The sequence below is a fragment of the Mesorhizobium sp. M2E.F.Ca.ET.219.01.1.1 genome (assembly GCF_004016445.2).
GTDB lineage: Bacteria > Pseudomonadota > Alphaproteobacteria > Rhizobiales > Rhizobiaceae > Mesorhizobium.
Window position 1 is genome coordinate 186,602 of sequence record NZ_SADT02000005.1, and the last position, 24,638, is coordinate 211,239.

The window sequence follows — 24,638 nt, forward strand, 5'->3', positions numbered from 1 at the left end:
CAACGCCGTAAGCTGAGCGCCAGCGGCGAAGCTGCTAATCTCCCCCCTTGAGGGGGAGATGTCCGGCAGGACAGAGAGGGGGGCCTCGCGCCAACCCTTCCAGCGAGCTACCCGCCCAGCGCCTCGATCTTCGCCCGCAATGCCGCGACTTCTTCCTCCAGCGCCCTCACCCGCGCTTCGAGATCAGCGTCCACAGCTGTCGCCGGCGGCTGCCAAGGCGCCGCGACCGCCACCGCCTCCGCCGGCCCGCTCAACAGATGCACATAGCGCTCCTCGCGCTGGCCCGGCGCCCGTTCGAGCAATTGGATCAACGGCGGCCGGCGGCCGATCATCAGGTCGAGATTGTCGCGCAGTTCCTCGATCGAGGCAAAGCGCGCCATCCGCTCCGAGCGGGCAAGCAATTCATGCGCCGTCTGCGCCCCGCGCAGCAGCAAAAGCCCGATCACCGCGATCTGCGGCGTGGTCAGCGAAAAGCGCTGCGCCATCAGGTGCTCGTAGCGCTCGACCCGCGAAGCGAAGGCCTGGCGCACCAGCCCCTTCTGCTCGAGCGAGCTCAGCGCTCGCCTGATCTCGGTCAGCTCCAGCGCCATGACAGGCTCGCGCGCTGTCTTCTGGTTGGCGGCCTGATGCGCGCCGTTGAGCGTCAGCGGATAGACGTCCGGCGTCAGCTCCTTCTTCTCGATCAGCGAGCCCAGCACGCGCGCCTCGACGGCGGAGAGGATGGGGAGATCGGTCACTGGCTGCAATCCTTTCTGACGCTGGCGGGACAGCGCCCCCCTCTGTCCTGCCGGACATCTCCCCCACAAGGGGGGAGATCAGCAGCTTCGTCAACAGCGCTTATTCTTCGACGGTAGCGATTGGCGAAAGCCGCGGTGGCAGCCAATTCCCCACCCGTGGGGGAGATGTCCGGCAGGACAGAGGGGCGCGCGAAGGATCGCTGCCTTCAAAGCACCACGAGCGAATTCGCCCGACTAAACCCGTCTCTCAACCATCATCTTCTTGATCTCCGCGATCGCCTTGGCCGGGTTCAAGCCCTTCGGGCAGGTCTGCGCGCAGTTCATGATGGTGTGGCAGCGATAGAGCCGGAACGGGTCTTCGAGATTGTCGAGCCGTTCGCCGGTCGCCTCGTCGCGGCTATCGATCAGCCAGCGATAGGCCTGCAGCAGGGTGGCCGGGCCGAGATAGCGATCGCCGTTCCACCAGTAGCTCGGGCAGGAGGTCGAGCAGCAGGCGCACAGGATGCATTCGTAGAGCCCGTCGAGCTTCTCGCGATCCTCATGGCTCTGCAGCCATTCCTTGGCGGGCTCTGGCGAGACCGTCTTCAGCCACGGCTCGATTGAGGCGTGCTGGGCATAGAAATTGGTGAGGTCGGGCACCAGGTCCTTGATCACCGGCATATGCGGCAGCGGGTAGATCTTGACCGCGCCCGAAATATCCTCGGCGCCCTTGGTGCAGGCAAGCGTGTTCGAACCGTCGATGTTCATGGCGCAGGAGCCGCAGATGCCTTCGCGGCAGGAGCGGCGAAGCGTCAGCGTCGGATCGATCTTGTTCTTGATCCACAACAGCGCGTCCAGCACCATTGGGCCGCAATCGTCCATGTCGACGAAATAGGTGTCCATGCGCGGGTTTCCGCCATCGTCCGGCGACCAGCGGTAGATGCGGTATTCGCGCAAATTGGTGGCGCCCTCCGGCTTCGGCCAGGTCTTGCCCTGCTGGACCTTGGAATTCTTGGGAAGCGTGAGTTCGACCATTACCTGCGGTCCTTTCGGATGACGAGCTTCAGCCCGGACCAGATTTCGTTGACGGCGGCGACCTTGACGTCGACCAGGTCGCGCTTCAGCGCCTCCGACCGGATCACGTCCTCGGTGACGTCGGTCGGCACTTTCGAGGCCTTCTTCGGCCAGGACACCCAGACCATGCCGTCGCGCTTGATCGCCGTCTCGATGACGCCAAGGCCATCCTCGATCTCGGCGCGCTGCCGGGCGAAGGCATGCACGGCGTCGTATTTGCGGCTGCCCGAGATCGCCGACCATTTCGGCAGCCGATCGACCTTGGCGAAGGACACGGCTTCAGCCAGATCGTCGAGCTCCGGCGGCAGCGCGATGAAGGCGGCGACCATGCCGTCCTTCAGGCCGAGCTTGGCCGGAAGGGGCGTGCCGGAATATCCGGTGGCCGCGAGCGCCATGGTCAATACACCCGCGCCTTCGGCGCGATCTTGGCCGGGTTGATGCCGCCATCCTTTTCCGCCAGCAGCGTCTCGGTGTGCACCGGCCGGTAGGTGAGCGTCACCTTGCCGTCCTCGCTGACATGGGCCAGCGTGTGCTTGCGCCAGTTGGCGTCGTCGCGGGCCGAGAAATCCTCCCGCGCATGCGCGCCGCGGCTCTCCTTGCGCGCCGCGGCGCCATAGACCGTGGTGATGGCGTTGGCCATCAGGTTTTCCAACTCCAGCGTCTCGACGAGGTCGGAATTCCAGATCATCGAGCGGTCGGTGACCTTGATGTCCTTGAGCTCGCCCCAGATCTCGGAAATGCGCTTGCAGCCATTGTCGAGCGATACCTGCGTGCGGAACACAGCGGCGTCTTCCTGCATCGCCCGCTGCATCTTCTCCCTCAGCACCGCCGTCGGCGTCGAGCCGTTGGCGTGGCGCAGCCTGTCGAAGCGGTCCATGATCTTCTCGACCGAGGCCGCGTTGGGCGAAGGGATAGGCGAACTGCGGTCGATCACCTCGCCCGCGCGGATGGCCGCGGCACGGCCGAAGACGACAAGATCAATCAGCGAATTGGAGCCCAGCCGGTTGGCGCCGTGCACGGACGCGCACGCGGCCTCGCCCACCGCCATCAGACCGGGCAACACGCGATCCGGGCTCTCGGCCGTCGGGTTGAGCACTTCGCCCCAATAATTGGTCGGCACGCCGCCCATATTGTAGTGCACCGTCGGCAGCACCGGGATCGGCTCCTTGGTGAGGTCGACGCCGGCAAAGATCTTCGCCGATTCCGAAATGCCGGGCAGCCGCTCATGCAGCACCGCCGGGTCGAGATGGTCGAGATGCAGGAAGATGTGATCCTTCTTCGGCCCGACGCCGCGACCTTCGCGGATCTCCATCGTCATGCAGCGCGAGACCACGTCGCGCGAGGCAAGGTCCTTGGCGGACGGCGCGTAGCGCTCCATGAAGCGCTCGCCCTCGGAATTGACCAGATAGCCGCCCTCGCCGCGCGCGCCTTCGGTGATCAGGCAGCCGGCGCCGTAGATGCCGGTCGGGTGGAACTGCACGAACTCCATGTCCTGCAGCGCGAGCCCGGCTCTGGCCGCCATGCCGCCGCCGTCGCCGGTGCAGGTATGCGCCGAGGTGGCGGAGAAATAGGCGCGGCCATAGCCGCCGGTCGCCAGCACCACCATCTTGGCCGAGAAGCGGTGAATGGTGCCGTCATCGAGATTCCAGGCCACCACGCCGGTGCAGGTGCCGTCCGGCTCCGTGATCAGGTCGAGCGCGAAATATTCGATGAAGAACTGCGCGTTGTTCTTGAGCGACTGGCCGTAGAGCGTGTGCAGCATGGCATGGCCGGTGCGGTCGGCGGCCGCGCAGGTGCGCTGCACCGGCGGGCCTTCGCCGAAATTCATCATCATGCCACCGAAGGGCCGCTGGTAGATCTTGCCCTCTTCGGTGCGCGAGAACGGCACGCCGTAATGCTCGAGCTCGTAGACCGCCGCGGGCGCCTCGCGCACCATATATTCCTGCGCGTCGATGTCGCCCAGCCAGTCCGAGCCCTTGACGGTGTCAAAGAGGTGCCACTGCCAGTTGTCCGGGCCCATATTGGCGAGCGAGGCGGCGATGCCGCCTTGCGCGGCAACCGTGTGCGAGCGGGTCGGGAACACCTTGGTGATGCAGGCGGTGCGCAGTCCCTGCTCGGCCATGCCGAGCGTGGCGCGCAGGCCGGCGCCGCCGGCGCCGACGATCACCACATCGAATTTGTGATCGACAAAAGTGTAGGCTGAAGCCGTGCCGGCTGTATTTGCGTTGGCCAAAACGTCAGCCTCCGAATGCGAGTTTGAGCAGGGCAAACAGCGAAGCGACGCCGACTGCGACTGGGAAGAAGGTGTTGAGCGCGATCAGCGCCAGCTTCATGCCCTCGCCATGCACATAGTCCTCGATGATGACCTGCATGCCGAGCCGCATGTGATAGAGGCCGGAGATGAGCACCAGCGCCAGCACCAGCGCCACGAACGGGTTGGCGAGTGCCGCCCGCACTTCCATGTAGCCGTGGCCGTTGACCGCGATCAGGAAGCCGACGAAGAACAGGAGCAGCGGGATGTTGGCGATCGCCGTCAGCCGCTGGCGCCAGAAATGCTGCGTGCCCTCGCGGGCCGAGCCCAGGCCGCGCACCTTGGCGAGCGGCGTGCGCATATCGGTGTTGTTCGCGCTCATCAGAAAGCCCCTCGCGCCGCATAGCCGGCGATCCAGATCAGGAGCGTCAGCACGATCGAGCCGGCGAGCGTCGCCCAGGCGATCTTCGAGGCGGTGTGTTTTTCGAGCCCCGCGCCGGTGTCCCAGATGAGGTGGCGCAGCCCGCCCAGCATGTGGTGCATCAGCGCCCAGGTGTAGCCGAACAGAACCAGCCGGCCGAGCCATGAACCGAAGGCCCAGTCGACCCAGTCGAAGGCGGCCTGCGAGCTCGAAGCGGCGATCAGCCACGCCGCCACCAGCAGCGTACCGAAATAAAGCGCGCCGCCGGTGATGCGATGGATGATCGACATCGTCATCGTGATCGGCGGCCGGTAGATCGTCAGATGCGGCGAGAGCGGTCGTTCACGTCTGGCAACTGCGCGGGTGGCTGGTGATTTGCTCATGGCTCCCCCAGTTCGGCATCCTTGAAGCCGGGATGGGAAATGCGGCGTTTGCCGCCCTCCTCTATGGCTCCGGACAGGCGGTTTCTAATGCTCTTTTTGCACCGCGTCAAAGCCGGAAAATCGTTTTGGAAACATCATTTAGTCTGACAAACCGGCGGCCGCGCGCTTCAATCGATTAGCGGCTGTTTCGAAGCCGACGCAAGGTTCGCTGCATCGCGGTAAGATCGCGCGCCGGGCGGGTTGAGATTCAGATCAGGCCACCCACTACCTTCTGCAGGTCTGCGGGGTGGACCCCCTCTTCATCACCAGCGCCTCGCGGCCGTCGATCACGATTGCGTCATGCGTGGCCGCTTCCTGGTAGCGGCTGCTCTGGTTGGCCGGCGAGGCGGCAAACTCCTCGGTCGAGCCGTCCGGCCGGACCACGCGCAGCGACGAACCGAGATTCTGGATGGTGATCATGCCGCCATTGCCGCATCTGTAGGTGGCCGTGCCGATGCCGGATCGCGGCACGGTAAGGTCGGTGACGATCTTGGTTGCGGGCGCAGGCGTGGCAGGCGTCTTGGCGGTTGCAGGCAGCGGAGGCGTTGCTGCTGCCGGCGCCACGGGTGCGGTGGACTGCGCGGCCGGAGCAGGCGAGGCGGCGGGCGGCGCGGCCGCCTTCGGCGCGCCGTCCTGCGGCACGCAGGCCGCGGCCGCGAGAAGCAGCGGGATGGTGATCGACACCCGAACCGTGTGGCCAAAGCTCATGCGCTGCCCTTTCGTGCGCGGCACGCTACAGCAATTCCAGGAAAAGTGTGAAACGGTTTTCCGTCCGGAATTGCGTCAAAACAAAGAGATAGAGTGGTTTGTCGTTTCCGTTAAACGGCGAACCGCTCTAGCCACGCGACGCATCAAGATCAAGTTCACCCAGAGTCAGCCGGCTGCATGCCGCCCTGCGGCGGACAGGAATCGGGCCCCCGAAAATTAACCATGTTCCTTAAGAACCGGCGCCGAAAGCCCCCCGCCTCTTAACAAAGGTTAAGAAAGGGTTAATTTCCGATTCGAACCGGAATCCAGGCGCGATCCGTCGCGCCATCAAGGGAGAGCGACATGCGTTCGAATTCAGTGCGGGCAAGCGTTGCCGTCGCGGCGGTGGCGGGGCTGGTCTTGGCGATCGCCGCGCCGGCCGAAGCCGGCTTGCGCCATCACGACCGCGTCTATGCCGATTCCTTCGGCAATCTCGTCATCGACAGCGCCGCCGGCTACAAGCGCATCATCGTCGGCGAGGGCAGGCATGCCAAGGAGCTCTCGAACTTTACCGGTGCCGGCCAGCCGGATGTCGCCTATGACGATGCGGACGAGCCCGGCGCGCCCGGCTGCTACCAGCCGCCGGTACTGGTGAAGGGCCGCTCCTATATGTACGGGCTTTCCGACGGCGAGATGCCCAATCTCAGCCCTTGCCGTTGAAGATCGTCGGCGTTTGGCGCCGCCTGAGCGCGCCTGACACGCGCACGCAGTCGCGGCCGGCATTCTTGGCTTCATAGAGCGCGGCGTCGGCGCGCCGCAGAAGATCGGCAAAACCCTCGTCGGCGGTCAGCTCCGCCACGCCGAAACTCGCGCTGCAGCGATGGTCGGCCGGCAATCCCTCGATCGGCAAGGCACCGAAGGCGCTGCGCGCGCCCTCGGCAAACAGCCGCGCCGCGGCAAGATTGGTGCCCGGCAGGATGATGGCGAATTCCTCGCCGCCGATACGGCCGGCGACATGGTGCTCGGCGGCGGCCTCGCGCAGGAAGCCCGCGAAGCTCTCGATTACACGGTCGCCGCAGGCATGGCCATAGCTGTCGTTGATGCTCTTGAAGTAATCCAGATCGGCGATCACCAGCGCCACCGGCACGCCGCGCCGGACGGCGTCCCGCATGGCAAGGTCCGCATGGCGCTCGAAACCGCCGCGGTTGAACAGCCGCGACAATGTATCCGTTTCCGATTTCGAGGTCGCCTCGATGAGCGCGTCACGCACCAGGACGGCCAGGGCAAGCAGCGCCAGCGCCAGTCCGAACACGGTGCCGAGCGATTGCGACACCAGCGCGTAAGCCGTCTGCACATAGGCCTGCGGATTGGCGCCCCAGCCACCCAGCGCGCCGGCGATGAATGGCTTGGAGGCGAATTGCACGGCGCTGGCGCCAAGCACCAGCGCGAGCACATGGTCCAGCCGTGCAAGCCTCTGCCGGGAGGACAGCACGATACCGAGCGCCGCGAACTGCATGGCGGCATAAGGAAGCTGGTAGGCCATCATGCGCGTGAGCGACTGGCGCGGCAGGTCCTGCACCAGATAGACGGCGGCCGAGGCGACGACCAGGAAGCACAGCATCGGCACCCATGGCGGCCGCACGCCGTATTTATGGGCCAACCCGCCATTGAAAGCGATGGTCGCGCCGAGGAACACGCCAAAGGCGGCAACGACCAGCAACCGGGCGTCCGCGAAGGCGGGGATGCTGAATTCGATGGCGAAATAAGCCATGCCGAGCAGGTAGCTGAAGGCAAGCCAGCGCGCCGCCACGCGCCCGGTGCCGTAGACGGCAACCGCCATGAACGCCGCCGCCAGCAGCGCGGCGACGAGCATGTTGATCATCAGTATGAAATCGGCGCTGCCCATGTCTTCCTTCGTCGGACGTTCCGGGCAGAAAAGCATCGACGGGCGAAAATCGCGTTAACGTCGGGCGCGGGTGGCCTGCTTCACCCGATGGCGAGCCGCTCGGCGACGAACGTCGTTTCCGGCCTCTCATAGGACAGCCGCACGCTGTCGCGGCCGTTCCTTTTGGCCTTGTAGAGCGCTTCGTCGGCGCGCCGCATCAACGGCATCAGCCCTTCCCTGCCGGAGCGCGCGGCGACGCCGAAGCTGGCGGTGACCCTGGTGCCGGGCGGCAGGCCGTCGATCGCGCCGGCCGAATAGAAGGTACGGATCGCCTCGGCGAAGAGCCTTGCCGCAGCGAGATCGCTGAGCGGCAGAAGCACGGCGAACTCCTCGCCGCCGATGCGGCCGGCGGCTCCGCGCGCGCCGGTGGCGGAACTGAGCTTGGCGGCGAAGTCAGCGATCACCCGGTCGCCGGCCTCATGCCCGTGCCGGTCGTTCAGCGCCTTGAAGTGATCGAGATCGGCCAGCACCAGGGCGGCGGGAAAGCCGGCCTTGCCGCACTGATCGAGCAGCTGGATCGCCCGCTCCTCGAAGCCGCGGCGGTTGAGGATGCCGGAGAGCGGATCGGTGTGGGTCTCGGCCTTCAATGTCCTCACCACGTCGAGCGCCGCGGCCGTGAACAGGCTAAGCGCGGTCAGAAGCGACAAAAGCGCGTGCGAAAGCAGCGCCGTCGTCCAATAGGACGAGCCGTAGAAACCGTCATAGCTGGGGAACGGCCCGTGCGCGATGACGACGACCAGCGTGCGGACGATGAAGTTCAGCCCCGACAACAGCGACAGCGCGAACAGGATCTTTTCGGTCGGGCCGTTGTTGCGAACCGTTCTGAGTTCCGCCGCGACCAACAGGCTGAGCGCGCCGAAACTGAAATTCATCCCAAGCACGCGCCAGGTGAGATCCGGCTGGACGAACATGAACCACAGGAAGGCGGCGAGCCCGCCGCCGGTGACGACGCCGATCCCGACAAAAGGCACGCGCCGTCCGTAGCGGGCGATGAGCGCGCTGGAAAGGCAGCAGGCCGCTATCGTGAAGCAGATGTTGGAAACGAGCTTGGTCAGCGCCATGCCGATCGGCAACGTGAAATATTGCAGCAGGAACCCCGGCGCCGACAGGCAGTAGCTGGCGCCGAGCACAGCCAGATACGGCCGGTGGCGCTGATGGCACCATAGCACGAGGAACGCAGCGCCAAGCGCCAGCGCTATCGTCGGATTGAGCAGCGCTATGAGCAGACCGGTGTCCAAAGGACTGCGACTTTCCCCAACTTACCCAAGGGGAGATACTAGGACGCAAGCCCAAACAAGCGGTTAAGCCCTCCGACAGATAGGTCGCGAAACCATGCGGAACCGGGCTTGCCGGAGCGGCGTTGTCCGGCCAGACTGGAGACGCCAGACAGGAGACGATTGCGATGGCCGACACGATCACTTTGACCGATCACGATGAAATCCGCTCCTGGGCGGCGGCGCGGGCCGGCTTTCCGGCCATTGTCGACGTATCGCCGGAGCCTGGCACGCAGGCCATGCTTCGCCTGGTGTTTGACCAGCAGGCCTATGAGGACGAGGACCGGCCGGAACGCCCGCCCAATGCCGGCGGCTACGAGCTGGTCGAATGGGACGAGTGGTTCAAGATTTTCGACGACCGCCAGCTGGCATTGGTCGTCGCCGCCGACGAACCCGGCCGGCGTGAGGAGTCTCACGAGATCGTTCGCAGGTAAGTTCCCGGCACGGAAATTTCGGCCTGTCGGATATGCTGCGTTGGCATGCCTTGGCGATTGGCCGGAACGCCCATCGCAATCGTCATCCACGGGCGAAGCAAGGAGCGAAGCGACGCGGCGCAGACCCGAGGATCCATGCCGTAACCTCAAGGCGCTGCAACAGTGCAGAATTCTGCTCCGCTGCACCCTTCGATCGAGGTAACGGCATGGATTCCAGGGTCTCCGCGACGGAGCTTACGCTCCTGCTTCGCCCTGGAATGACGACGTTGGGGAGACTTCGGCTAATCCCCAGCGCTTGCGCTGATTCCGACCCTTCCTGCTTTCCAAGCTAGGCGCTTACTTCCAGTCGCGGATGTCGACGAAATGGCCGGCGATCGCGGCGGCCGCGGCCATGGCCGGCGACACCAGATGGGTGCGACCCTTGAAGCCCTGGCGACCCTCGAAGTTGCGGTTCGAGGTCGAGGCGCAGCGTTCATGCGGCTTCAGCCGGTCGTCGTTCATGGCCAGGCACATCGAGCAGCCCGGCTCACGCCAGTCGAAGCCCGCGGCGACGAAGATCTTGTCCAGTCCTTCGGCCTCGGCCTGCTCCTTGACCAGGCCGGAGCCCGGCACGATCATGGCGTTGACGCGCGGATTGACCTTCTTGCCCTCGACCACCTTGGCGGCGGCGCGCAGGTCCTCGATGCGGCCGTTGGTGCAGGAACCGATGAAGACGCGGTCGAGCGCGATGTCGGTGATCTTGGTTCCAGGCGTCAGGCCCATATATTCCAGTGCCCGATGCTTCGAGGAACGCTTGGTCTCGTCCGTGATGTCGTCGGGATTCGGCACGATGCCCTGCACCGAGACGACGTCCTCCGGCGAGGAGCCCCAGGAGACGATCGGCGGCAGCTTCGCTGCGTCGAGCACGATCACCTTGTCGAAATGCGCGCCTTCGTCCGACTTGAGCGTCTTCCAGTAGGCAAGCGCCGCATCCCACGCCGCGCCCTTGGGCGCGCGCGGCTTGTCCTTGACATAGGCGAAGGTCGTCTCGTCCGGCGCGATCAGCCCGGCGCGCGCGCCCGCCTCGATCGACATGTTGCAGATCGTCATGCGGCCTTCCATCGACAGCGAGCGGATCGCTTCGCCCGCATATTCGATGACGTAGCCGGTGCCGCCGGCCGTGCCGATCTCGCCGATGATGGCCAGGATGATGTCCTTGGCGGTGACGCCTTCAGGCAACTGGCCGTCGACGCGCACGAGCATATTCTTGGCCTTGCGCTGGATCAGCGTCTGGGTGGCGAGCACATGCTCGACCTCAGACGTGCCGATGCCATGCGCGAGCGCGCCGAAGGCGCCGTGCGTGGAGGTATGGCTGTCGCCGCAGACGATGGTCATGCCGGGCAGGGTGAAGCCCTGCTCGGGCCCGATGATGTGGACGATGCCCTGGCGGATGTCGTTCTCGGAATAATATTCGATGCCGAAATCCTTGGCGTTCCTGGCCAGCGCCTCGACCTGGATGCGGCTTTCCTCGTTCTTGATGCCGAACTTGCGCTCGGGCGAGGTCGACACGTTGTGGTCGACCACGGCCAGCGTCTTTTCCGGATGGCGAACCTTGCGGTTCGACATGCGCAGGCCTTCGAAGGCCTGCGGGCTGGTAACCTCGTGCACCAGATGGCGGTCGATATAGAGCAGGCAGGTGCCGTCGTCCTGGCGGTCGACGACGTGGTCGTCGAAGATCTTGTCGTAGAGGGTGCGCGGTGCGCTCATGTGCGTAAATCCGTCGATATGAGAATGGGAAAAGCACGCCGGCCATCCGGCGCGAAGACTGCGATCGGTCGGGTCAGTTAAGTCGGCTGGTCAGCGCGCCGCAAACGCGCGCGGAGAAACGCGACGGCAGGCGCTTCCTGTCCTGCAGCACGAAACCCTTATAGGCCGGATCGCTGAAAAGCTTTTCCATGGCGGCGTAGATAGCAATGTTTTGGCTTTTCGGCAATTGCGGCGGGGATCTGGTTCCTCGCCCCACGAAGTGGGGAGAGGTGGCCCGGCGAAGCCGGGACGGAGAGGGGCCAGCGCGGCGCCTGGAGTTTTTAAGCCTCTTAACCGCCTGGAGCCCATCAATCTTGTGCCTTGTCTTGCAGCGGCTCTGGTGTCGCGGAGGTCGCCCCCCGCTCCGTCCCGGCTTCGCCGGGCCACCTCTCCCCCGCTTTCGCGGGGGCGAGGAACTGGCGCCCAGCTATTCACATCACCTCGAACACAAACGTCTTCACCAGCGCTTCCGGATCGCCGATGGCGTAGCAGCGGAACCACGGGCTCTGCTCGACCAGCCGCCATTTTCCCGCCTGCGCGAGCTCATCGAACACCGCCTGGAACCCGTCGCTCTCGAAGACCCGGTCGCGCACGGTGAAGATGGCATGACCGCCGGCCTTCGTGATGCGCACCAGCTCGTGCAGGCCGGTGGCCGGCGCGTGGCCGATGGTGAAGACGCCGGTAGAGAAGAAGGCGCGAAAATGCCGGTCGGGCCAGGGCAGCGGGCCGCCGAGCATCGCTTGCTTCAGCTCGCTATAGGCCGGCTTGCCACCGGCCTGGCGGCTGCCGGCGAGCTTCAGCATGTCGTCGGAAAGGTCGAGGCCGGCAATGTCGCCATAGCCCAGCGCCTTCAGCGACGGACCCGACAGGCCGGTGCCGCAACCGGCGTCGAGCAGCGGACCTTCGCCGGCCGGCACATGCCGCGCTACCCAGGCCGTGATCAGGAACGGCAGAAGGTAGCCGAGCGAGGCGGTCTCGCTGTCATAGGTCGCGGCCCAGTCGGCATAGGCCTTGGCAAGCCCTTCCGGCGAGTCGGCCGAATAGACGGAATCCAGCGCCGCATTGGCCTTGTCGAAATTCATGGGGCGTCTCCTCCGCGCTGATGGGCGGAGGGATCGTAACGCGGACTTTTGCTGCCGGCTATTCCCTGTGTTGCCGGCGCAGGCGCTGCTCCAGCGCCCGCAGCGCCAGCGACAGGCCGACGGTCAGGATCAGGTAAATATAGGCAACGATCGAATAGGTCTCGAAGAAGCGGAACGAGCCGGCGGCATAGACCTTGCCCATCTGGGTGATGTCGGCGACGCCGAGCACCGAGACCAGAGAAGAATCCTTGACCATGGCGACGAAGTCGTTGCCGAGCGGCGGCAGGATCATGCGGATCGCCTGCGGAAACACGATCAGTCTAAAACGCTGCGCCCGGCTGAGCCCGAGCGCCTTGGCGGCTTCGATCTGGCCTTTCTCGACCGATTGGATGCCGGCGCGGAACACCTCCGAGATGAAGGCCGAGTAGCCGATGGTCAGAGCCATGATGGCGCGCCACAGAAGCGATACGTCGCGCACCAGGAGTTCGCCCAACAGCCCGGCGCTCTGCAGCGGCGCGGTCAGCGCGTTCCACGCCGCGACGAGGGCCGGCGCGCCGGCAAAGGCGATCCAGAACAACAGCACCAGGATCGGCACGCCGCGGATGATCTCGACATAGAAGCGCGCGATCTGACGCAGCCACTGCGATCCCGACAGCGCCATCAGCGCGATGCCGAGCCCGAGCGCGGAGGCCAGCGCAAAGGCGACCGCGGTGACGAAGATGGTGATGCCGATGCCCTTGGCAACGGTGGCGAAGACCTGCGCATAGAGATCGCTGGACGCGATGGCAAGCGCCGCGGCCAATGCGAGGACGAGCGCGGCGGCAAGCCACCACGGGAATTCGGGTTTGGTGATGGTGGTAGCGGGTGTCGGCATCAGGCGGTGCCAGCAAGATAATTGCGAAGGTCGCGTTCCGGCACACCCCCCTCTGCCCTGCCGGGCATCTCCCCCGCAAGGGGGGAGATTGGCAGCTTCACCGCCGCTTTGCCTTCAACGTTGGAGATTGGCGAAAGCCGACGCGACATCCGATCTCCCCCCTTGCGGGGGAGATGTCCGGCAGGACAGAGGGGGGTGTGAAGGAATGAGGCCTTTGGATACTCAGCCCCGCTGTCGCGCATCATTGGCAACAACAGCGCTCACTGCCCCATCTTGTAATCGAGGAACCACTTCTTGTTGAGCTTGTCCAACGTGCCGTCGGCCTTGAGCGAGGCGATGGCGGCGTTGACCGGCTTCACCAGGTCCGAGCCCTTGGGAAAGATGAAGCCGAAGTCCTCGGTGCCAAGCGGGCCGCCGATCAGCTTCAGCTTGCCTTCGGAGGCGTCGACATAGCCCTTGCCGGCGGTGCCGTCGGTCAGCACCACGTCGACGTCGCCCGCTTTGAGCGCCTGCACGGTGGCGCCGAACGTCTCGAACAGCTTGATGCGCGGGTTCTGCTCGTTGCCGTCGAGCACGCTATAGACGGCGGTGTAGAAGGGCGTGGTGCCCGGCTGGGCGCCGATCAGCCCATCTTTGAAGGCGCCAAAACTCTTGGCGTCGGTGAAGCGGCTTTCGTCGCCGCGCACCAGCATGAACTGCTCCGAGCGCATATAGGGATCGGAGAAGTCGACCTTCTCCTTGCGGTCGTCCTTGATGGTGATGCCGGTCATGCCGATGTTGTACTGGTTGTCGGAAACCGCCTGGATCATCGCGTCCCAGGAGGTGTTCTGGTATTCGACCTTGAAGTTCAGGCGCTTGGCGATCTCGTCCATCGCGTCATATTCCCAGCCGATCTGCTTGCCGGTCTTCTTGTCGATGAACTGCAGCGGCGGATAGGCGTTTTCCGTCACCACCACGACCTTCTTGCCGCCGAGGTCGGGCAGATTGTCGGCGAGCGCGGCGACAGGCGCGAGAAGGCAGGCCACCATGGCGGCCAGCAGCAATTTCGACTTGGTCATGACAAATCTCCGAAGGTGCGACCGCTGCAATTTCGCGGCCTGAGAAAATCCGGCGCCGACTTTAGAGCAATTCCAGGAAAAGTGTGAAGCGGTTTTCCGTCCGGAATTGCGTAAAAACAAAGAGATAGAGCTTGCCGCAAGCGCCTTGCAAGCCGGTCTGCTGCGACGTTGCGCGCTATACGCAAATCCAATGCTCTTCGGAAATGGTTTTGTGGATGGCCGTTGCCGGATCAGTCCTGATCGGCCGTGGCCTCGCGCAACCCGGCTACCAGACGCGTCAGCGTTCCGTGCAGGGCCTTGAGCTCGGCCCGGTCCAAAGGCATGGCGCAGCTCAGCCCATCCTGCACGTCCTTCATCTTCGCCCGCAGCGCCTGGCCCTTGGCAGTCGGTTCGACCAGGACCCGGCGCTCGTCGGCGGCGTCGCGCCGGCGTGTCACGAAGCCGCCCGCTTCCATGCGCTTGATCAGCGGCGTCAGCGTCGCCGAATCGAGCCCGAGTGCCGCGCCGAGCTCGCCGATCGTGCTCGGCGAATGCTGCCACAGCGCCAGCATCGCCAGATATTGCGGATAGGTGAGGCCGAGCGGATCAAGCAGCGGCCGGTAGAGCTTGGTCATCAGCCCGCTCGCCGAATAGAGCGCGAAGCAGAGCTGCTGGTCGAGGCGCGGTACCACAACTGCCCCGGCGGTATCCGCCGGGACATCCATAGCTCGAATCTCCGTTTCAGTCGTCATGCTGCCTTTGCCGGAAGCGCCGTGGTGGACAGCGCCACATCGATATTGCCCCGGATGGCGTTGGAATAGGGGCAGATCTTGTGCGCTTCCGATACAAGCGCCTCGGCACCTGCCTGATCAAGCCCCTTGATTTCAGCCGCCAGCGCGACGCCGAGCTTGAAGCCGCCCTGGTCGTTCGGATGGAGACTCACCGTGGACGTGACCGAAGCGTCCTGCAGCGGCAGCTTCTGCTGGCGCGCAACGAAGCGCACCGCGCTCTCGAAGCAGGCGGCGTAGCCGACCGCGAAAAGCTGTTCCGGATTGGTGGCGCCGCCCTTGCCGCCGAGCTCCTTCGGCATCGCAAGGTCGACCTTGAGCAGGCCGTCGCTGGTTTCGCCGTGACCGTTGCGGCCGCCGCTGACGTGAGCCTGAGCGGTGTAGAGTGCAGACATCTTCATCTCCATTTGATTTGTACACGATTATTTAGTGTACAAGATAATTGGATGTCAACCCCGTTTTCGTCGTCCGCGGGCGGAGCGCCGCGCAGCGGCGCGCAGACCCGAGGATCCATGCCGTGACGTCGACGCGCCGCAGCGATGCGGAATTCTGCTCCGCTGCACTCTACGCTCGAGGTCACGGCATGGATTCCAGGGTCTTCGCGACGGAGCTTCGCTCCTGCTCCGCCCTCGAATGGCGACGTATTGCCAAAACGAAAAAGGCGGCCGAAGCCGCCTTTCCAAACCAATGCTATTGAAGCGCCTTATTCGGCCGAAGCAGCCTCGGCGGCGGCCTTCTTCTCGGCGGCTTCCTTGGCGGCCGTCTCGGCGGCCAGCGCCTGGGCGGCGGCGACCTTCTCGGCCTCGATGCGGGCGCGTTCGGCGTTCAGCGCATCACGCTCTTCGTCGTTCAGCTTGCGGGCGCGCACGCCGGTGTTTTCCGAAATGCGGGCCGACTTGCCGCGACGGTCACGCAGGTAATAGAGCTTGGCGCGGCGCACCTTGCCGCGGCGCACGATCTCGACGCCCTCGACCATCGGCGAGTAGACCGGGAAAACGCGCTCGACGCCTTCGCCGTAGGAAATCTTGCGGACGGTGAAATTCTCCTGGAAGCCGGAGCCGGAGCGGGCGATGACGACGCCCTCATAGGCCTGGACGCGGGTGCGGCTACCTTCGGTGACGCGCACCTGGACGCGCACGGTGTCGCCCGGCTGGAATTCGGGCAGCTTGCGCTTGGCTTCGATCTTGGCGGCCTGTTCGGCCTCGAGCTGACGGATGAGATCCATCTCAAATATCCACTTCTTGTTCTTCCGACAGTCAGAGCGTCCTCAACTCGCCTTGCAGTTCCAACGACCGCTCGGCTATGCCCTTTGTCCGCGATAGGACATTGGGCAGGGACGGCTACACCGTCATTTGTTGACGGGTCCAGAAGATCGTTCTTCCGGTTCGGGCGGCGACATACAGCTATTTCGGCGCTTTGTCACCTCTTCGAGGCATATTTTTTGCGCTTGATGGCCCCATGACATGGCCGCCGTGACAGGTTGCGCGCGCGCCGCAAGCTTTCTAAGCGGGGGAAATGAGTCTTTTCGATGCCGCCTTGCTGTTTCTCGCGGGTTTTGTCTCCGGCGCCGCCAATGCGGTCGCCGGCGGCGGCACTTTCCTCACCTTTGGCGCCATGACGCTGGTCGGGCTGCCGCCGATCGTCGCCAACGCCACCTCCTCGGTGACGCAGCTGCCGGGCTACATCACCTCGACGCTCGCCTATTGGACCGATATCCGGCATTTCTGGCGGGGCGCCCTGCTGCTTTGCCTGATCTCGGCGCTCGGCGCGCTGGCCGGCTCGCTCATCCTGCTCGCCCTCTCCAATCCGTCGTTCCGCGCCCTTGTGCCCTGGCTGCTGATCGCCGCGACCGCCCTGTTCGCCGCCGGACCGTGGCTGAAGCCGGCGGCGGGGCCGGAACACCAGGCCTCGGTCGGCTCGCTCGCCGGTTCAATCGCGCAATTCGCGACCGCGGTCTATGGCGGCTTCTTCGGCGCCGGCATGGGCGTGATGATGCTCGCCACCCTCGGCCTGACGCAGGCCGGCGACTACCACCGGCTCAACGCGCTGAAGAACATGCTGTCCATCGTGATCGCGGTTGTCGCCATCCTGGTGTTCGTTTCCGGGGGCGTCGTTGCCTGGCCGCAGGCGATCGTCATGATCCCGGGCGTGGCGCTCGGCGGCTATGCCGGGGTATGGATCGCCAAGCGCGTGCCGCAGGCCGTCGTGCGCGGTTTCGTCGTCGCGGTCGGCCTGTTTCTGGCTTTCTACTATTTCACCAAGGGCTGAGGCGTAGCGCCAAGCAAGTCCGGCCGCCGTTCCCGCGTCAGCTTCTCGGCCTCGGCGCGCCGCCATTCGGCAATCTTCTTGTGGTTGCCCGAAATCAGCACATCCGGGATCGGCCGGCCCTCGAATTCCTGCGGCCGCGTGTAGTGCGGATGCTCGAGCAGGCCGTTCTCGAAACTTTCTTCCTCGCCCGACACCGCATTGCCCATGACGCCAGGCAGGAGCCGCACGACGGCGTCGAGCAGCACAAGCGCCGCCGGCTCGCCGCCCGACAGAATGAAATCGCCGATCGAGACTTCCTCGAGCCCGCGCGCCTCGATCAGGCGCTGGTCGACGCCTTCGAAGCGGCCGCACAGGATGACCGCGCCCGGCCCGGCGGCGAGCTCCCGCACGCGGGCCTGGGTCAGCGGTTTTCCGCGCGGGCTCATCAGCAGCCTTGGACGCTCATCGCCCGGCGGCGAAGCGTGGTCGATGGCGCGCGCCAGCACGTCGGCGCGCATCACCATGCCGGCGCCGCCGCCGGCCGGCGTGTCGTCAACGGTGCGATGCTTGTCGGTGGAGAAATCGCGGATCTGGATCGCTTCCAGCGACCATGTCCCGGCCTCCAGCGCTCGGCCGGCAAGCGACAGACCGAGCGCGCCCGGGAACATTTCCGGATAGAGCGTCAGCACCGAGGCGACAAAGCTCAACGGTTGCCCCCGGCATCCTTCGGTCCGCGCGGCCTGCCCTTCGGGTCGAAGCCGGAACGGCTCGGCGCTTCGTCCTCCTCGTCATCGACCAGTCCCGCCGCCAGCGGATCGACCTGGACGAAACCCTCGGCGATCGAGACATGCGGCACCGCGGCCTGTGTGAACGGGATCAGCACGCCCTTGCGGCCGGCAAGCGTGACATCGAGGATGTCGCCGCCGCCGAAATTATGCACGGCGACGACCTTACCGATGGCGCCGGTATCGTCCCTGACATCGAGCCCGATGAGATCGGCGTGATAGAACTCGTCCTCCTCGCCGTCATCCGGCAGCACTGAGCGGTCGACGAAAAGCTCTGTGCCGGCCAGGGCCTCGGCGGCATTGCGGTCGTTGACGCCCTTGAAACGCACCACCACCACGGTCCCGGCAGGCCTGATATCGGTGATCTGGAAGGCGCGGCCGTCCCTGGCAAAGAGCGGGCCGTAATCCGCCAGCGCCAGCGGATCGCCGGTGAAGGTTTTCACCCTGAGCTCACCCTTGATGCCATGCGCGGCACCGATCACGGCCATCTGTACGGGGTTTTCGAGCTTCGACATGGCGGCACTTCCTTTGCCTTGCTCTAGCCCTCTGACGCCATCATTTCAATGCGGCCCTCTTCACCGCTTCCTAACCTCGACACCTGACAATGCCGACATGCAGGAATTCCTCATCCCGGCCAAACCCGATCTCCAGGCGGCGCGCGAGACGTGGCTGAAGACACTGGCGCATGAGCGTCGGCTGTCGCCGGAGACGGTCGAGGCCTATGAGCGCGACACGCGCCAGTTCCTGCATTTCCTGACCGGGCATTGCGGCGGCCCGCCCGGCATTTCCGACATCGCCGACCTGCGCCCCGCCGATCTGCGCGGCTTCCTCGCCAAACGCCGCAATGACGGCGCAGGCGCACGCACGCTGGGGCGCGGCCTTGCCGGCATCCGCTCGCTGCTGCGCTTTCTCGAAAAACGCGGCCTCGTCAACGCCGCGGGTGCCATCGCTCTGCGCGCGCCGCGCCAGCCGAAATCGCTGCCCAAGCCGCTGACGGCAAGCGACGCCAGAAAGGTCGTAGCGATGGAGGGACAACTCGCCGAGGAACCCTGGATCGCGGCGCGCAATGCCGCCGTGCTGATGCTGCTCTACGGCTCCGGCCTGCGCATCTCCGAAGCGCTCCGCCTGACGGGCGCCGATCTTGCAACGGAAGCCGACACCGTGCTGCGCGTCACCGGCAAGGGCGGCAAGATGCGGCTGGTGCCGGTGCTGCCGGTGGCCCGCAAGGCGGTCGCCGAATACCGCCGGCTCTGCCCCTTCCACATCGGCCCCGACGGCCTTTTGTTCCGTGGCGCTCGCAGCGGCCCCCTCAACCCGGCCATCGTCCAACGCGAGATGGCGAAGCTGCGCTCGGCGCTGAACCTGCCGGACACGGCGACGCCGCATGCCTTGCGCCATTCCTTCGCCACCCACCTGCTCGGCCGCGGCGGCGACCTGCGCACCATCCAGGAACTGCTCGGCCACGCCAGCCTGTCGACCACGCAGATCTATACCGGCGTCGACACCGCAAGGCTGCTCGATATTTACGAGAAGGCGCATCCGAGGGCGTGACCCCCTGACTTCGTCATACTAGGGCGGAGCAGGAGCGAAGCTCCGTCGCGGAGACCCTAGTATCCATGCCGTGACCCCGGTGCTCCGCAGCGGTGCAGAATTCTGCATCGCCGCATTCCTCGGCCCAGGTAACGGAACGGATCCTCGGGTCTGCGCGATCGCTCCGCTCCCTGCTCCGCCCGTGGATGACTATGCGATGGAGTATCGGCTAATCATCAGGACATTTCGTCGGACAACTCAAGCCGTTGTTAAGACTGACGGCACCGGAAACAATTTCATTCTCTCGATTAACCGTTTTGCCGCTTTTCAGCGCTAAGACGCTTCGCATGAAACGCGTCATCGCCATCGCCGACCGCGCGGCCCTTGTCTCGTTGAAGCTGCTTGTAGCGCTCAACCTGCTGTTTTTCCTGTCCTTTATCGTCGTTCTGCTGCTCGCCAGCCGGGCGCATGCCGAAGCCCCCAATTGCGCCGGCACCGATCTGTTGACCGCGCTGGAAAAGAGCGATCCCGCCACCTTCCAGAAGGTCGAGGCCGAAGCGGCGGCCGTTCCGAACGGCAAGGGCCTGTTGTGGAAGCTGGAGAAGCCGGGCGAAAAACCGTCCTATCTGTTCGGCACCATGCACATGACCGATACGCGCGTCACCACGCTGCCGGCCGCCGCGCAGAAAGCCTATGACGGCGCCGGCACCATCATCATCGAAACCACCGATGCGATGGACAAGGCCAAGATGATGGCGGCGATGGCCAGCGAACCCGGCCTGATGATGTTCACCGACAACACCACTTTGTCCTCGCTGCTGTCGCCGGACGATGCGGCGGCGCTGAACAAGGGGCTCGACGCCCGCGGTATCCCGCCGGCGACGGTCGCCAAGATGAAGCCGTGGATCCTGTCGGCGATGATGGCGTTGCCGGCCTGCGAGGTGGCGCGCCAGTCTGCCGGCGAACCCGTGCTGGACGTCAAGCTCGCTTCGGAGGCCAAGGCCTCGGGCAAAGACGTCGAAGGGCTGGAGACCGCCGTCGATCAGCTGCGCGCCATGGCCTCGCTGCCGATCGAATTCCACATGAAGAGCCTGGTCGAGACGATGAAGCTCGGCGACAAGGTCAACGACGTCAACGAGACGATGATCGTGCTCTACCAGCGCGGCGAGGTCGGCATGTTCTGGCCGCTGTTCAAGGCAGTGCTGCCCGAGACCGCCGACGACCAGGCCGGCTATGCCGCCTTCGAGCAGACCATGATCACCAGCCGCAACAAGGTGATGGCGGCGCATGCCGGGCCGATTTTGGCCAAGGGCAACGTCTTCATGGCCGTTGGCGCCATGCATCTGCCCGGTCCGGAAGGACTGGTCGAGGATTTTCGCAAGGCAGGGTATAGTGTTACCGCCGTCAACTGAGTCGTCTGGCGGCTGGCGGACCTGAAAACGCCGGTTTTTCAGCGCTTTCCGTCCGTTCGCGTGAAACCCGATGCGGGATCAGCGCGTTGATGGCTGTTATTTTGATGACTTTCATCCAAGGAGGACACGTTTCATGGCGAACCCTAACGACCCCTTCACCCCTTCGAGCCCGCCTCCCAGATCGGGTGGCGGCGGCAGCGGGTGGCTGATCGCCCTTGTTGTCATTATCCTGGCCATTGTTGCGTATTATGTCTTTGGCAGAAGCGGCGGCGAGCATGCGCCGGCTCCGGCTGAACCGCCGGCGGCCAGCACGCCGGCACCCGCGCCTGCAACGCCTGCTCCGGCTCCAGAGCCGGCACCCGCGCCCGCTCCGGCGCCAGCCCCGGCTCCTGCACCTGCACCTGCGCCGGCCCCTGCGCCAGCTCCGGCGCCGGCTCCGGCTCAGTAATCGGACTGCAGCCTGAAAACGAACGGCTCGCCGAAAGGCGGGCCGTTTTGTTTTTTGGCGCTGTCACCAGCGTCGGAAAACGCCGTCGCACTATCCGGAATTGCTCTGGAGCATGATGCCGAAAAGCGTGAAGCGGTGAATTCAGCTCGATACGACCTGAATTCAGCCGCTTCTATTCATCCGCCATGGGACTGGCCGGCCAGGGCAGCCGATGGCTCAGCTCTTCGACCAGGACCCGCTCATTCTCCGAATAGTCGATCGGAACGACGACGAGATGGACGCCGCCCGCGGCAAAGGCCTGCTCCAGAGCCGGTCTCAACTCGGCGATGGCGCCTACCCTGGTGCCCTTGGCGCCGTAGGCTTCGGCATAACGAACGAAATCGGGATTCCCGAAAGTCATGCCGAAATCGGGAAAGTGGTCGACCGCCTGCTTCCAACGGATCATGCCGAAAGCACGGTCCTCGATGATCAGGACCACGAGGTTGAGCTTCAGCCTGACGGCGGTTTCCAGCTCCTGGCTGTTCATCATGAAGCCGCCATCGCCGCAAACCGCCATGACGCGGCGTTCCGGAAAAAGCATCGCCGCCATCATCGCCGACGGCAGGCCGGCGCCCATTGTGGCCAGCGCGTTGTCGAGCAGCAGCGTGTTGGCGACGCGCGTGCGGTAGTTGCGCGCGAACCAGATCTTGTACATGCCGTTGTCGAGCGCCAGGATGCCATCGGCCGGCATAACCGCGCGGACGTCGTGCACCAGGCGCTGCGGCGTGAAGCGGTCCTCGGTGTCGCGTGCCGCGATGCGGCCCAATATCCCCTCGCGCAGCGGCAGCAATGCCTGTGCGCTGGGAATTTTGCCCCCCAGGCGGTCGGCGAGCAGCCTGAGCGACGCGCCGATATCGCCAATCACCTCGGTTTGCGGGAAATAGACCTGTTCGACAGTGGCCGGCTGGTAGCCGACATGAATGACCTTCGGCCCGTCGGCGCCCATGATGAAGGGTGGCTTCTCGACCGTGTCGTGGCCGATCGTGATGATGAGATCCGCCCGCTCGATCGCCTCATGCACATAGTCGCGCTCTGACAGGGCGGCCGTACCCATATAGAGCTCGGTCCCGCCCGGCACCGTGCCCTTGCCCATCTGGGTGGTGAAATAGGGAATGCCGGTCCGCAGAACGAACTGGGCGAGGTCCGAGGTCGAGCGCGGCCGCGAGGCGGCGGCGCCCATCATCGCCAGCGGCCGCTCAGCCTCGATGATCATCCGCGCGGCGCGGTCGAGCGCAAGCGGGCTCGCCAGCGGCAGCTCGACCGGGTGCGGCGGAATCGGCGCCACCGCGTCGCATTCCTCGGCGGCGATGTCCTCTGGCAGCTCCAGATGCACCGGTCCCGGACGCTCCTCGCCGGCCACGCGGAAAGCCTCGCGCACCACGCCTGGGATCATCCTGGACGAGACGACCTGACGCGAAAGCTTGGTCAAGGGTTTCATCGCCGCGACGACGTCGACGATCTGGAACCGGGCCTGCCTGGACGACCTGACGCCCTTTTGCCCGGTGATCATGACCATGGGCATGGCCCCGAGCAGCGCGTAGGCCGCGCCTGTGGTCAGGTTCAAGGCGCCGGGACCAAGTGTGGTGATGCAGACGCCGGGCCTGCCGGTGAGCCGGCCGTGGGTGGCGGCCATGAACGCCGCCGCTTGCTCATGACGGGTCAGGATCAGCTCGATCGAGGATTTGCGAATGGATTCGACGACGTCGAGATTCTCCTCGCCCGGTATGCCGAAGATACGGTCCACGCCTTCATTCTCAAGGGCGGCAACAAGCAGATCGGAGCCTTTGGACACGCGGTATCTCCTAGAGCATGTCTCCCGAAAGTGGGAACCGGTTTCGGGATAAAGACATGCGTAGAACCAAGAACCTAAAGCGCATGGAGCGAACCTGAAAGATCGCGACGCGCTTTAGGCGAACCCTGCGAGACGAACGCTGACACGCGTATCGGGCTCCGGTTCGGGATCTAGATATGAATAGGCTTGAAGAACGTCGCCAGCGCCGCTTCCTTCACCGCTTCCGACATCGTCGGATGCGCGTGGCAGGTGCGGGCGAGGTCTTCGGATGAGCCGCCGAATTCCATCAGCACCGCCGCTTCGTGGATCATCTCGCCGGCGCCGAAGCCGACGATGTGGACGCCGAGCACGCGGTCGCTGGTCTTGTCGGCCAGGATTTTCACGAAACCGTCGGTGTGCAGCATGGCGCGCGCGCGGCCATTGGCGCTGAACGGAAACTTGCCGACCTTGTAGTCGACGCCGGCCTTCTTCAGTTCCTCCTCGGTCTTGCCCACGGAGGCGATCTCCGGGCTGGTGTAGACCACGCTCGGGATGACGTCATAATTCACGTGCCCGGCCTGGCCGGCAATGATCTCTGCCACCGCGACGCCTTCGTCCTCGGCCTTGTGCGCCAGCATCGGCCCGGCGATCACGTCGCCGATGGCATAGATGCCGGGCACGTTGGTCCTGAGATGCCCGTCGGTCTTGACCCTGCCGCGCTCGTCGACTTCGACGCCGGCTTCCTTCAGCCCGAGGCTGTCGGCATAGGGGCGGCGTCCGGTGGCGACTAGCACCACATCCGCCTCGATCGTCTCAGCGGCACCGCCCTTGACCGGCTCGAAGGTGACGGCGGCCCCCTTCTTGGCCTTGGCGACGCCGGTGACCTTGGCGCCGAGCTTGAACTCGAAGCCCTGTTTGGAGAGCAGCCGCTGGAATTGCTTCGACACCTCACCGTCCATGCCGCCAAGGATAGTGTCGAGGAACTCGACGACCGTGACCTTGGCGCCGAGCCTGGCCCAGACCGAGCCGAGCTCCAGCCCGATGACTCCGCCGCCGACCACCACGAGATGCTCCGGCACCTTGGCCAGCGACAGCGCGCCGGTGGAGGACACGATCACCTTCTCGTCGAAATCGACCTTGACGGCCGGGATGCCGGCGACGTCCGAGCCGGTGGCGATGACAATGTTCTTCGTCTCGATCTCCTCGACCTTGCCGTCCTCGCCGGTCACCGAAACCTTGCTGGCGGAAATCACCTTGCCGGTGCCGCGGAAGGAATCGATCTTGTTCTTCTTGAACAGGAAGGCAACGCCATTGACGTTGGAAGCGACCGTCGTGTCCTTATGCGCCATCATCTTCTTCAGATTGAGCTTCGGCGCCGGTATCTCGACGCCCAGCGTATCGAAGGCATGGCCGGCCTCGACGAACATCTCGGAGGCGTAGAGCAGCGCCTTCGACGGGATGCAGCCGATGTTGAGGCAGGTGCCGCCGAAGGTGGCGTTCTTCTCGACCACCGCCGTCTTCAGCCCGAGCTGCGCCGCCTTGATGGCGCAGACATAGCCGCCCGGCCCCGATCCGATGATAACGACGTCATAAGCCATAATAGAATCCTTCTTACC

25 protein-coding genes are annotated in these 24,638 nt (G+C 64.9%); 5 read left to right on the forward strand and 20 right to left on the reverse strand.

The annotated features are described in order from the left end of the window. Positions 1–107 precede the first annotated feature (107 nt). The 7 genes from EN862_RS23840 to EN862_RS23870 form a co-directional block, all read right to left on the reverse strand. Positions 108–746, reverse strand: coding sequence for a DUF480 domain-containing protein (locus tag EN862_RS23840; RefSeq protein WP_127865992.1), 639 nt, complete (start codon positions 744–746; stop codon positions 108–110). Between the two features lie 225 nt (positions 747–971). Beyond that, positions 972–1,751 (reverse strand): succinate dehydrogenase iron-sulfur subunit, encoded by a 780-nt coding sequence (locus EN862_RS23845; RefSeq protein ID WP_127865993.1) that lies wholly within the window; start codon positions 1,749–1,751, stop codon positions 972–974. Next, a complete protein-coding gene (locus EN862_RS23850) occupies positions 1,751–2,185 on the reverse strand; it encodes a DUF3052 family protein (RefSeq protein ID WP_127865994.1) in 435 nt (144 codons plus the stop codon). Before EN862_RS23850 ends, EN862_RS23845 begins: the two co-directional genes overlap by 1 nt. Positions 2,186–2,187: 2 nt before the next feature. Continuing rightward, positions 2,188–4,023, reverse strand: a complete 1,836-nt coding sequence (gene sdhA, locus EN862_RS23855) for a succinate dehydrogenase flavoprotein subunit (RefSeq protein WP_127865995.1) — start codon at positions 4,021–4,023, stop codon at positions 2,188–2,190. Between the two features lie 4 nt (positions 4,024–4,027). Continuing rightward, on the reverse strand, positions 4,028–4,423 hold the full coding sequence (sdhD, locus tag EN862_RS23860) for a succinate dehydrogenase, hydrophobic membrane anchor protein (protein WP_127865996.1): 396 nt from the start codon (positions 4,421–4,423) through the stop codon (positions 4,028–4,030). Then, positions 4,423–4,845 carry a succinate dehydrogenase, cytochrome b556 subunit gene (gene sdhC / locus EN862_RS23865; protein ID WP_127865997.1) on the reverse strand — a complete coding sequence of 141 codons (423 nt, stop codon included), beginning with the start codon at positions 4,843–4,845 and terminating at the stop codon, positions 4,423–4,425. The genes sdhD and sdhC overlap by 1 nt, the downstream gene beginning before the upstream one ends. A 264-nt stretch (positions 4,846–5,109) precedes the next feature. Next, complete coding sequence (locus EN862_RS23870) at positions 5,110–5,592, reverse strand: hypothetical protein (RefSeq protein WP_127865998.1); 483 nt, start codon at positions 5,590–5,592, stop codon at positions 5,110–5,112. A 342-nt stretch (positions 5,593–5,934) separates the two neighbouring features. On the opposite strand from EN862_RS23870, the gene EN862_RS23875 reads away from it, so the two are divergent. Then, complete coding sequence (locus EN862_RS23875) at positions 5,935–6,291, forward strand: hypothetical protein (RefSeq protein ID WP_127865999.1); 357 nt, start codon at positions 5,935–5,937, stop codon at positions 6,289–6,291. Here the strand turns inward: EN862_RS23875 and EN862_RS23880 are convergent. Together EN862_RS23880 and EN862_RS23885 are read right to left on the reverse strand one after the other, a co-directional pair. Further along, entirely contained in the window at positions 6,275–7,477 is a 1,203-nt protein-coding gene (locus tag EN862_RS23880; protein WP_127866000.1) for a GGDEF domain-containing protein, read from the reverse strand. The two genes, EN862_RS23875 and EN862_RS23880, sit on opposite strands and share 17 nt — an antisense overlap. An 80-nt stretch (positions 7,478–7,557) precedes the next feature. Then, complete coding sequence (locus tag EN862_RS23885; RefSeq protein ID WP_127866001.1) at positions 7,558–8,754, reverse strand: GGDEF domain-containing protein; 1,197 nt, start codon at positions 8,752–8,754, stop codon at positions 7,558–7,560. Between the two features lie 164 nt (positions 8,755–8,918). Here EN862_RS23885 and EN862_RS23890 point away from each other — a divergent pair, with 164 nt between their 5' ends. Further along, entirely contained in the window at positions 8,919–9,224 is a 306-nt protein-coding gene (locus EN862_RS23890; RefSeq protein ID WP_127866002.1) for a hypothetical protein, read from the forward strand. Between the two features lie 336 nt (positions 9,225–9,560). Here the strand turns inward: EN862_RS23890 and leuC are convergent, their stop codons facing one another. The 7 genes from leuC to rplS form a co-directional block, all read right to left on the reverse strand. Beyond that, the gene (leuC, locus tag EN862_RS23895) at positions 9,561–10,970 is read right to left on the reverse strand and encodes a 3-isopropylmalate dehydratase large subunit (RefSeq protein ID WP_127866003.1); all 1,410 of its coding nucleotides are present in this window, start codon (positions 10,968–10,970) and stop codon (positions 9,561–9,563) included. A gap of 470 nt (positions 10,971–11,440) precedes the next feature. After that, positions 11,441–12,091: a methyltransferase domain-containing protein gene (locus EN862_RS23905; RefSeq protein WP_127866004.1), complete on the reverse strand. Its 651-nt coding sequence runs from the start codon at positions 12,089–12,091 to the stop codon at positions 11,441–11,443. Between the two features lie 58 nt (positions 12,092–12,149). After that, on the reverse strand, positions 12,150–12,965 hold the full coding sequence (locus EN862_RS23910) for an amino acid ABC transporter permease (RefSeq protein ID WP_127866005.1): 816 nt from the start codon (positions 12,963–12,965) through the stop codon (positions 12,150–12,152). A gap of 260 nt (positions 12,966–13,225) precedes the next feature. Beyond that, on the reverse strand, positions 13,226–14,023 hold the full coding sequence (locus EN862_RS23920; protein WP_127229062.1) for a transporter substrate-binding domain-containing protein: 798 nt from the start codon (positions 14,021–14,023) through the stop codon (positions 13,226–13,228). Between the two features lie 230 nt (positions 14,024–14,253). Next, positions 14,254–14,727, reverse strand: coding sequence for a MarR family winged helix-turn-helix transcriptional regulator (locus EN862_RS23925; protein ID WP_245519681.1), 474 nt, complete (start codon positions 14,725–14,727; stop codon positions 14,254–14,256). A 23-nt stretch (positions 14,728–14,750) separates the two neighbouring features. Further along, positions 14,751–15,185: an organic hydroperoxide resistance protein gene (locus EN862_RS23930; RefSeq protein WP_127866007.1), complete on the reverse strand. Its 435-nt coding sequence runs from the start codon at positions 15,183–15,185 to the stop codon at positions 14,751–14,753. A gap of 308 nt (positions 15,186–15,493) precedes the next feature. Then, on the reverse strand, positions 15,494–16,015 hold the full coding sequence (rplS, locus tag EN862_RS23935; RefSeq protein WP_042645484.1) for a 50S ribosomal protein L19: 522 nt from the start codon (positions 16,013–16,015) through the stop codon (positions 15,494–15,496). A gap of 290 nt (positions 16,016–16,305) precedes the next feature. Here rplS and EN862_RS23940 point away from each other — a divergent pair, with 290 nt between their 5' ends. Continuing rightward, on the forward strand, positions 16,306–17,058 hold the full coding sequence (locus EN862_RS23940) for a sulfite exporter TauE/SafE family protein (RefSeq protein WP_127866008.1): 753 nt from the start codon (positions 16,306–16,308) through the stop codon (positions 17,056–17,058). Here EN862_RS23940 and trmD read toward each other — a convergent pair. Further along, a complete protein-coding gene (gene trmD, locus EN862_RS23945; RefSeq protein ID WP_127866009.1) occupies positions 17,040–17,744 on the reverse strand; it encodes a tRNA (guanosine(37)-N1)-methyltransferase TrmD in 705 nt (234 codons plus the stop codon). The two genes, EN862_RS23940 and trmD, sit on opposite strands and share 19 nt — an antisense overlap. Further along, the gene (rimM, locus tag EN862_RS23950; RefSeq protein ID WP_127866010.1) at positions 17,741–18,337 is read right to left on the reverse strand and encodes a ribosome maturation factor RimM; all 597 of its coding nucleotides are present in this window, start codon (positions 18,335–18,337) and stop codon (positions 17,741–17,743) included. The genes trmD and rimM overlap by 4 nt, the downstream gene beginning before the upstream one ends. Positions 18,338–18,434: 97 nt before the next feature. On the opposite strand from rimM, the gene EN862_RS23955 reads away from it, so the two are divergent. Next, positions 18,435–19,373 carry a tyrosine recombinase XerC gene (locus tag EN862_RS23955; RefSeq protein WP_127866011.1) on the forward strand — a complete coding sequence of 313 codons (939 nt, stop codon included), beginning with the start codon at positions 18,435–18,437 and terminating at the stop codon, positions 19,371–19,373. 326 nt (positions 19,374–19,699) lie between these two features. Continuing rightward, positions 19,700–20,764 (forward strand): TraB/GumN family protein, encoded by a 1,065-nt coding sequence (locus EN862_RS23960; protein WP_127866012.1) that lies wholly within the window; start codon positions 19,700–19,702, stop codon positions 20,762–20,764. Between the two features lie 620 nt (positions 20,765–21,384). Here EN862_RS23960 and EN862_RS23970 read toward each other — a convergent pair. Both EN862_RS23970 and lpdA read right to left on the reverse strand, forming a co-directional pair. Next, entirely contained in the window at positions 21,385–23,043 is a 1,659-nt protein-coding gene (locus EN862_RS23970) for an acetolactate synthase large subunit (protein ID WP_127866014.1), read from the reverse strand. Positions 23,044–23,213: 170 nt separating this feature from the next. Next, the gene (gene lpdA, locus EN862_RS23975) at positions 23,214–24,620 is read right to left on the reverse strand and encodes a dihydrolipoyl dehydrogenase (RefSeq protein ID WP_127866015.1); all 1,407 of its coding nucleotides are present in this window, start codon (positions 24,618–24,620) and stop codon (positions 23,214–23,216) included. Between the last annotated feature and the right edge of the window lie 18 nt (positions 24,621–24,638).

What these genes read in the sequence shown, in the direction of transcription:
- EN862_RS23845 (WP_127865993.1), bottom strand. Translation starts at nt 1,751, where the DNA reads ATGGTCGAACTCACGCTTCCCAAGAATTCCAAGGTCCAGCAGGGCAAG.
- EN862_RS23850 (WP_127865994.1), bottom strand. Translation starts at nt 2,185, where the DNA reads ATGGCGCTCGCGGCCACCGGATATTCCGGCACGCCCCTTCCGGCCAAG.
- sdhD (WP_127865996.1), bottom strand. Translation starts at nt 4,423, where the DNA reads ATGAGCGCGAACAACACCGATATGCGCACGCCGCTCGCCAAGGTGCGC.
- sdhC (WP_127865997.1), bottom strand. Translation starts at nt 4,845, where the DNA reads ATGAGCAAATCACCAGCCACCCGCGCAGTTGCCAGACGTGAACGACCG.
- EN862_RS23870 (WP_127865998.1), bottom strand. Translation starts at nt 5,592, where the DNA reads ATGAGCTTTGGCCACACGGTTCGGGTGTCGATCACCATCCCGCTGCTT.
- EN862_RS23875 (WP_127865999.1), top strand. Translation starts at nt 5,935, where the DNA reads ATGCGTTCGAATTCAGTGCGGGCAAGCGTTGCCGTCGCGGCGGTGGCG.
- EN862_RS23880 (WP_127866000.1), bottom strand. Translation starts at nt 7,477, where the DNA reads ATGGGCAGCGCCGATTTCATACTGATGATCAACATGCTCGTCGCCGCG.
- EN862_RS23890 (WP_127866002.1), top strand. Translation starts at nt 8,919, where the DNA reads ATGGCCGACACGATCACTTTGACCGATCACGATGAAATCCGCTCCTGG.
- leuC (WP_127866003.1), bottom strand. Translation starts at nt 10,970, where the DNA reads ATGAGCGCACCGCGCACCCTCTACGACAAGATCTTCGACGACCACGTC.
- EN862_RS23905 (WP_127866004.1), bottom strand. Translation starts at nt 12,091, where the DNA reads ATGAATTTCGACAAGGCCAATGCGGCGCTGGATTCCGTCTATTCGGCC.
- EN862_RS23910 (WP_127866005.1), bottom strand. Translation starts at nt 12,965, where the DNA reads ATGCCGACACCCGCTACCACCATCACCAAACCCGAATTCCCGTGGTGG.
- EN862_RS23920 (WP_127229062.1), bottom strand. Translation starts at nt 14,023, where the DNA reads ATGACCAAGTCGAAATTGCTGCTGGCCGCCATGGTGGCCTGCCTTCTC.
- EN862_RS23925 (WP_245519681.1), bottom strand. Translation starts at nt 14,727, where the DNA reads ATGGATGTCCCGGCGGATACCGCCGGGGCAGTTGTGGTACCGCGCCTC.
- EN862_RS23930 (WP_127866007.1), bottom strand. Translation starts at nt 15,185, where the DNA reads ATGTCTGCACTCTACACCGCTCAGGCTCACGTCAGCGGCGGCCGCAAC.
- rplS (WP_042645484.1), bottom strand. Translation starts at nt 16,015, where the DNA reads ATGGATCTCATCCGTCAGCTCGAGGCCGAACAGGCCGCCAAGATCGAA.
- EN862_RS23940 (WP_127866008.1), top strand. Translation starts at nt 16,306, where the DNA reads ATGAGTCTTTTCGATGCCGCCTTGCTGTTTCTCGCGGGTTTTGTCTCC.
- rimM (WP_127866010.1), bottom strand. Translation starts at nt 18,337, where the DNA reads ATGTCGAAGCTCGAAAACCCCGTACAGATGGCCGTGATCGGTGCCGCG.
- EN862_RS23955 (WP_127866011.1), top strand. Translation starts at nt 18,435, where the DNA reads ATGCAGGAATTCCTCATCCCGGCCAAACCCGATCTCCAGGCGGCGCGC.
- EN862_RS23960 (WP_127866012.1), top strand. Translation starts at nt 19,700, where the DNA reads ATGAAACGCGTCATCGCCATCGCCGACCGCGCGGCCCTTGTCTCGTTG.
- lpdA (WP_127866015.1), bottom strand. Translation starts at nt 24,620, where the DNA reads ATGGCTTATGACGTCGTTATCATCGGATCGGGGCCGGGCGGCTATGTC.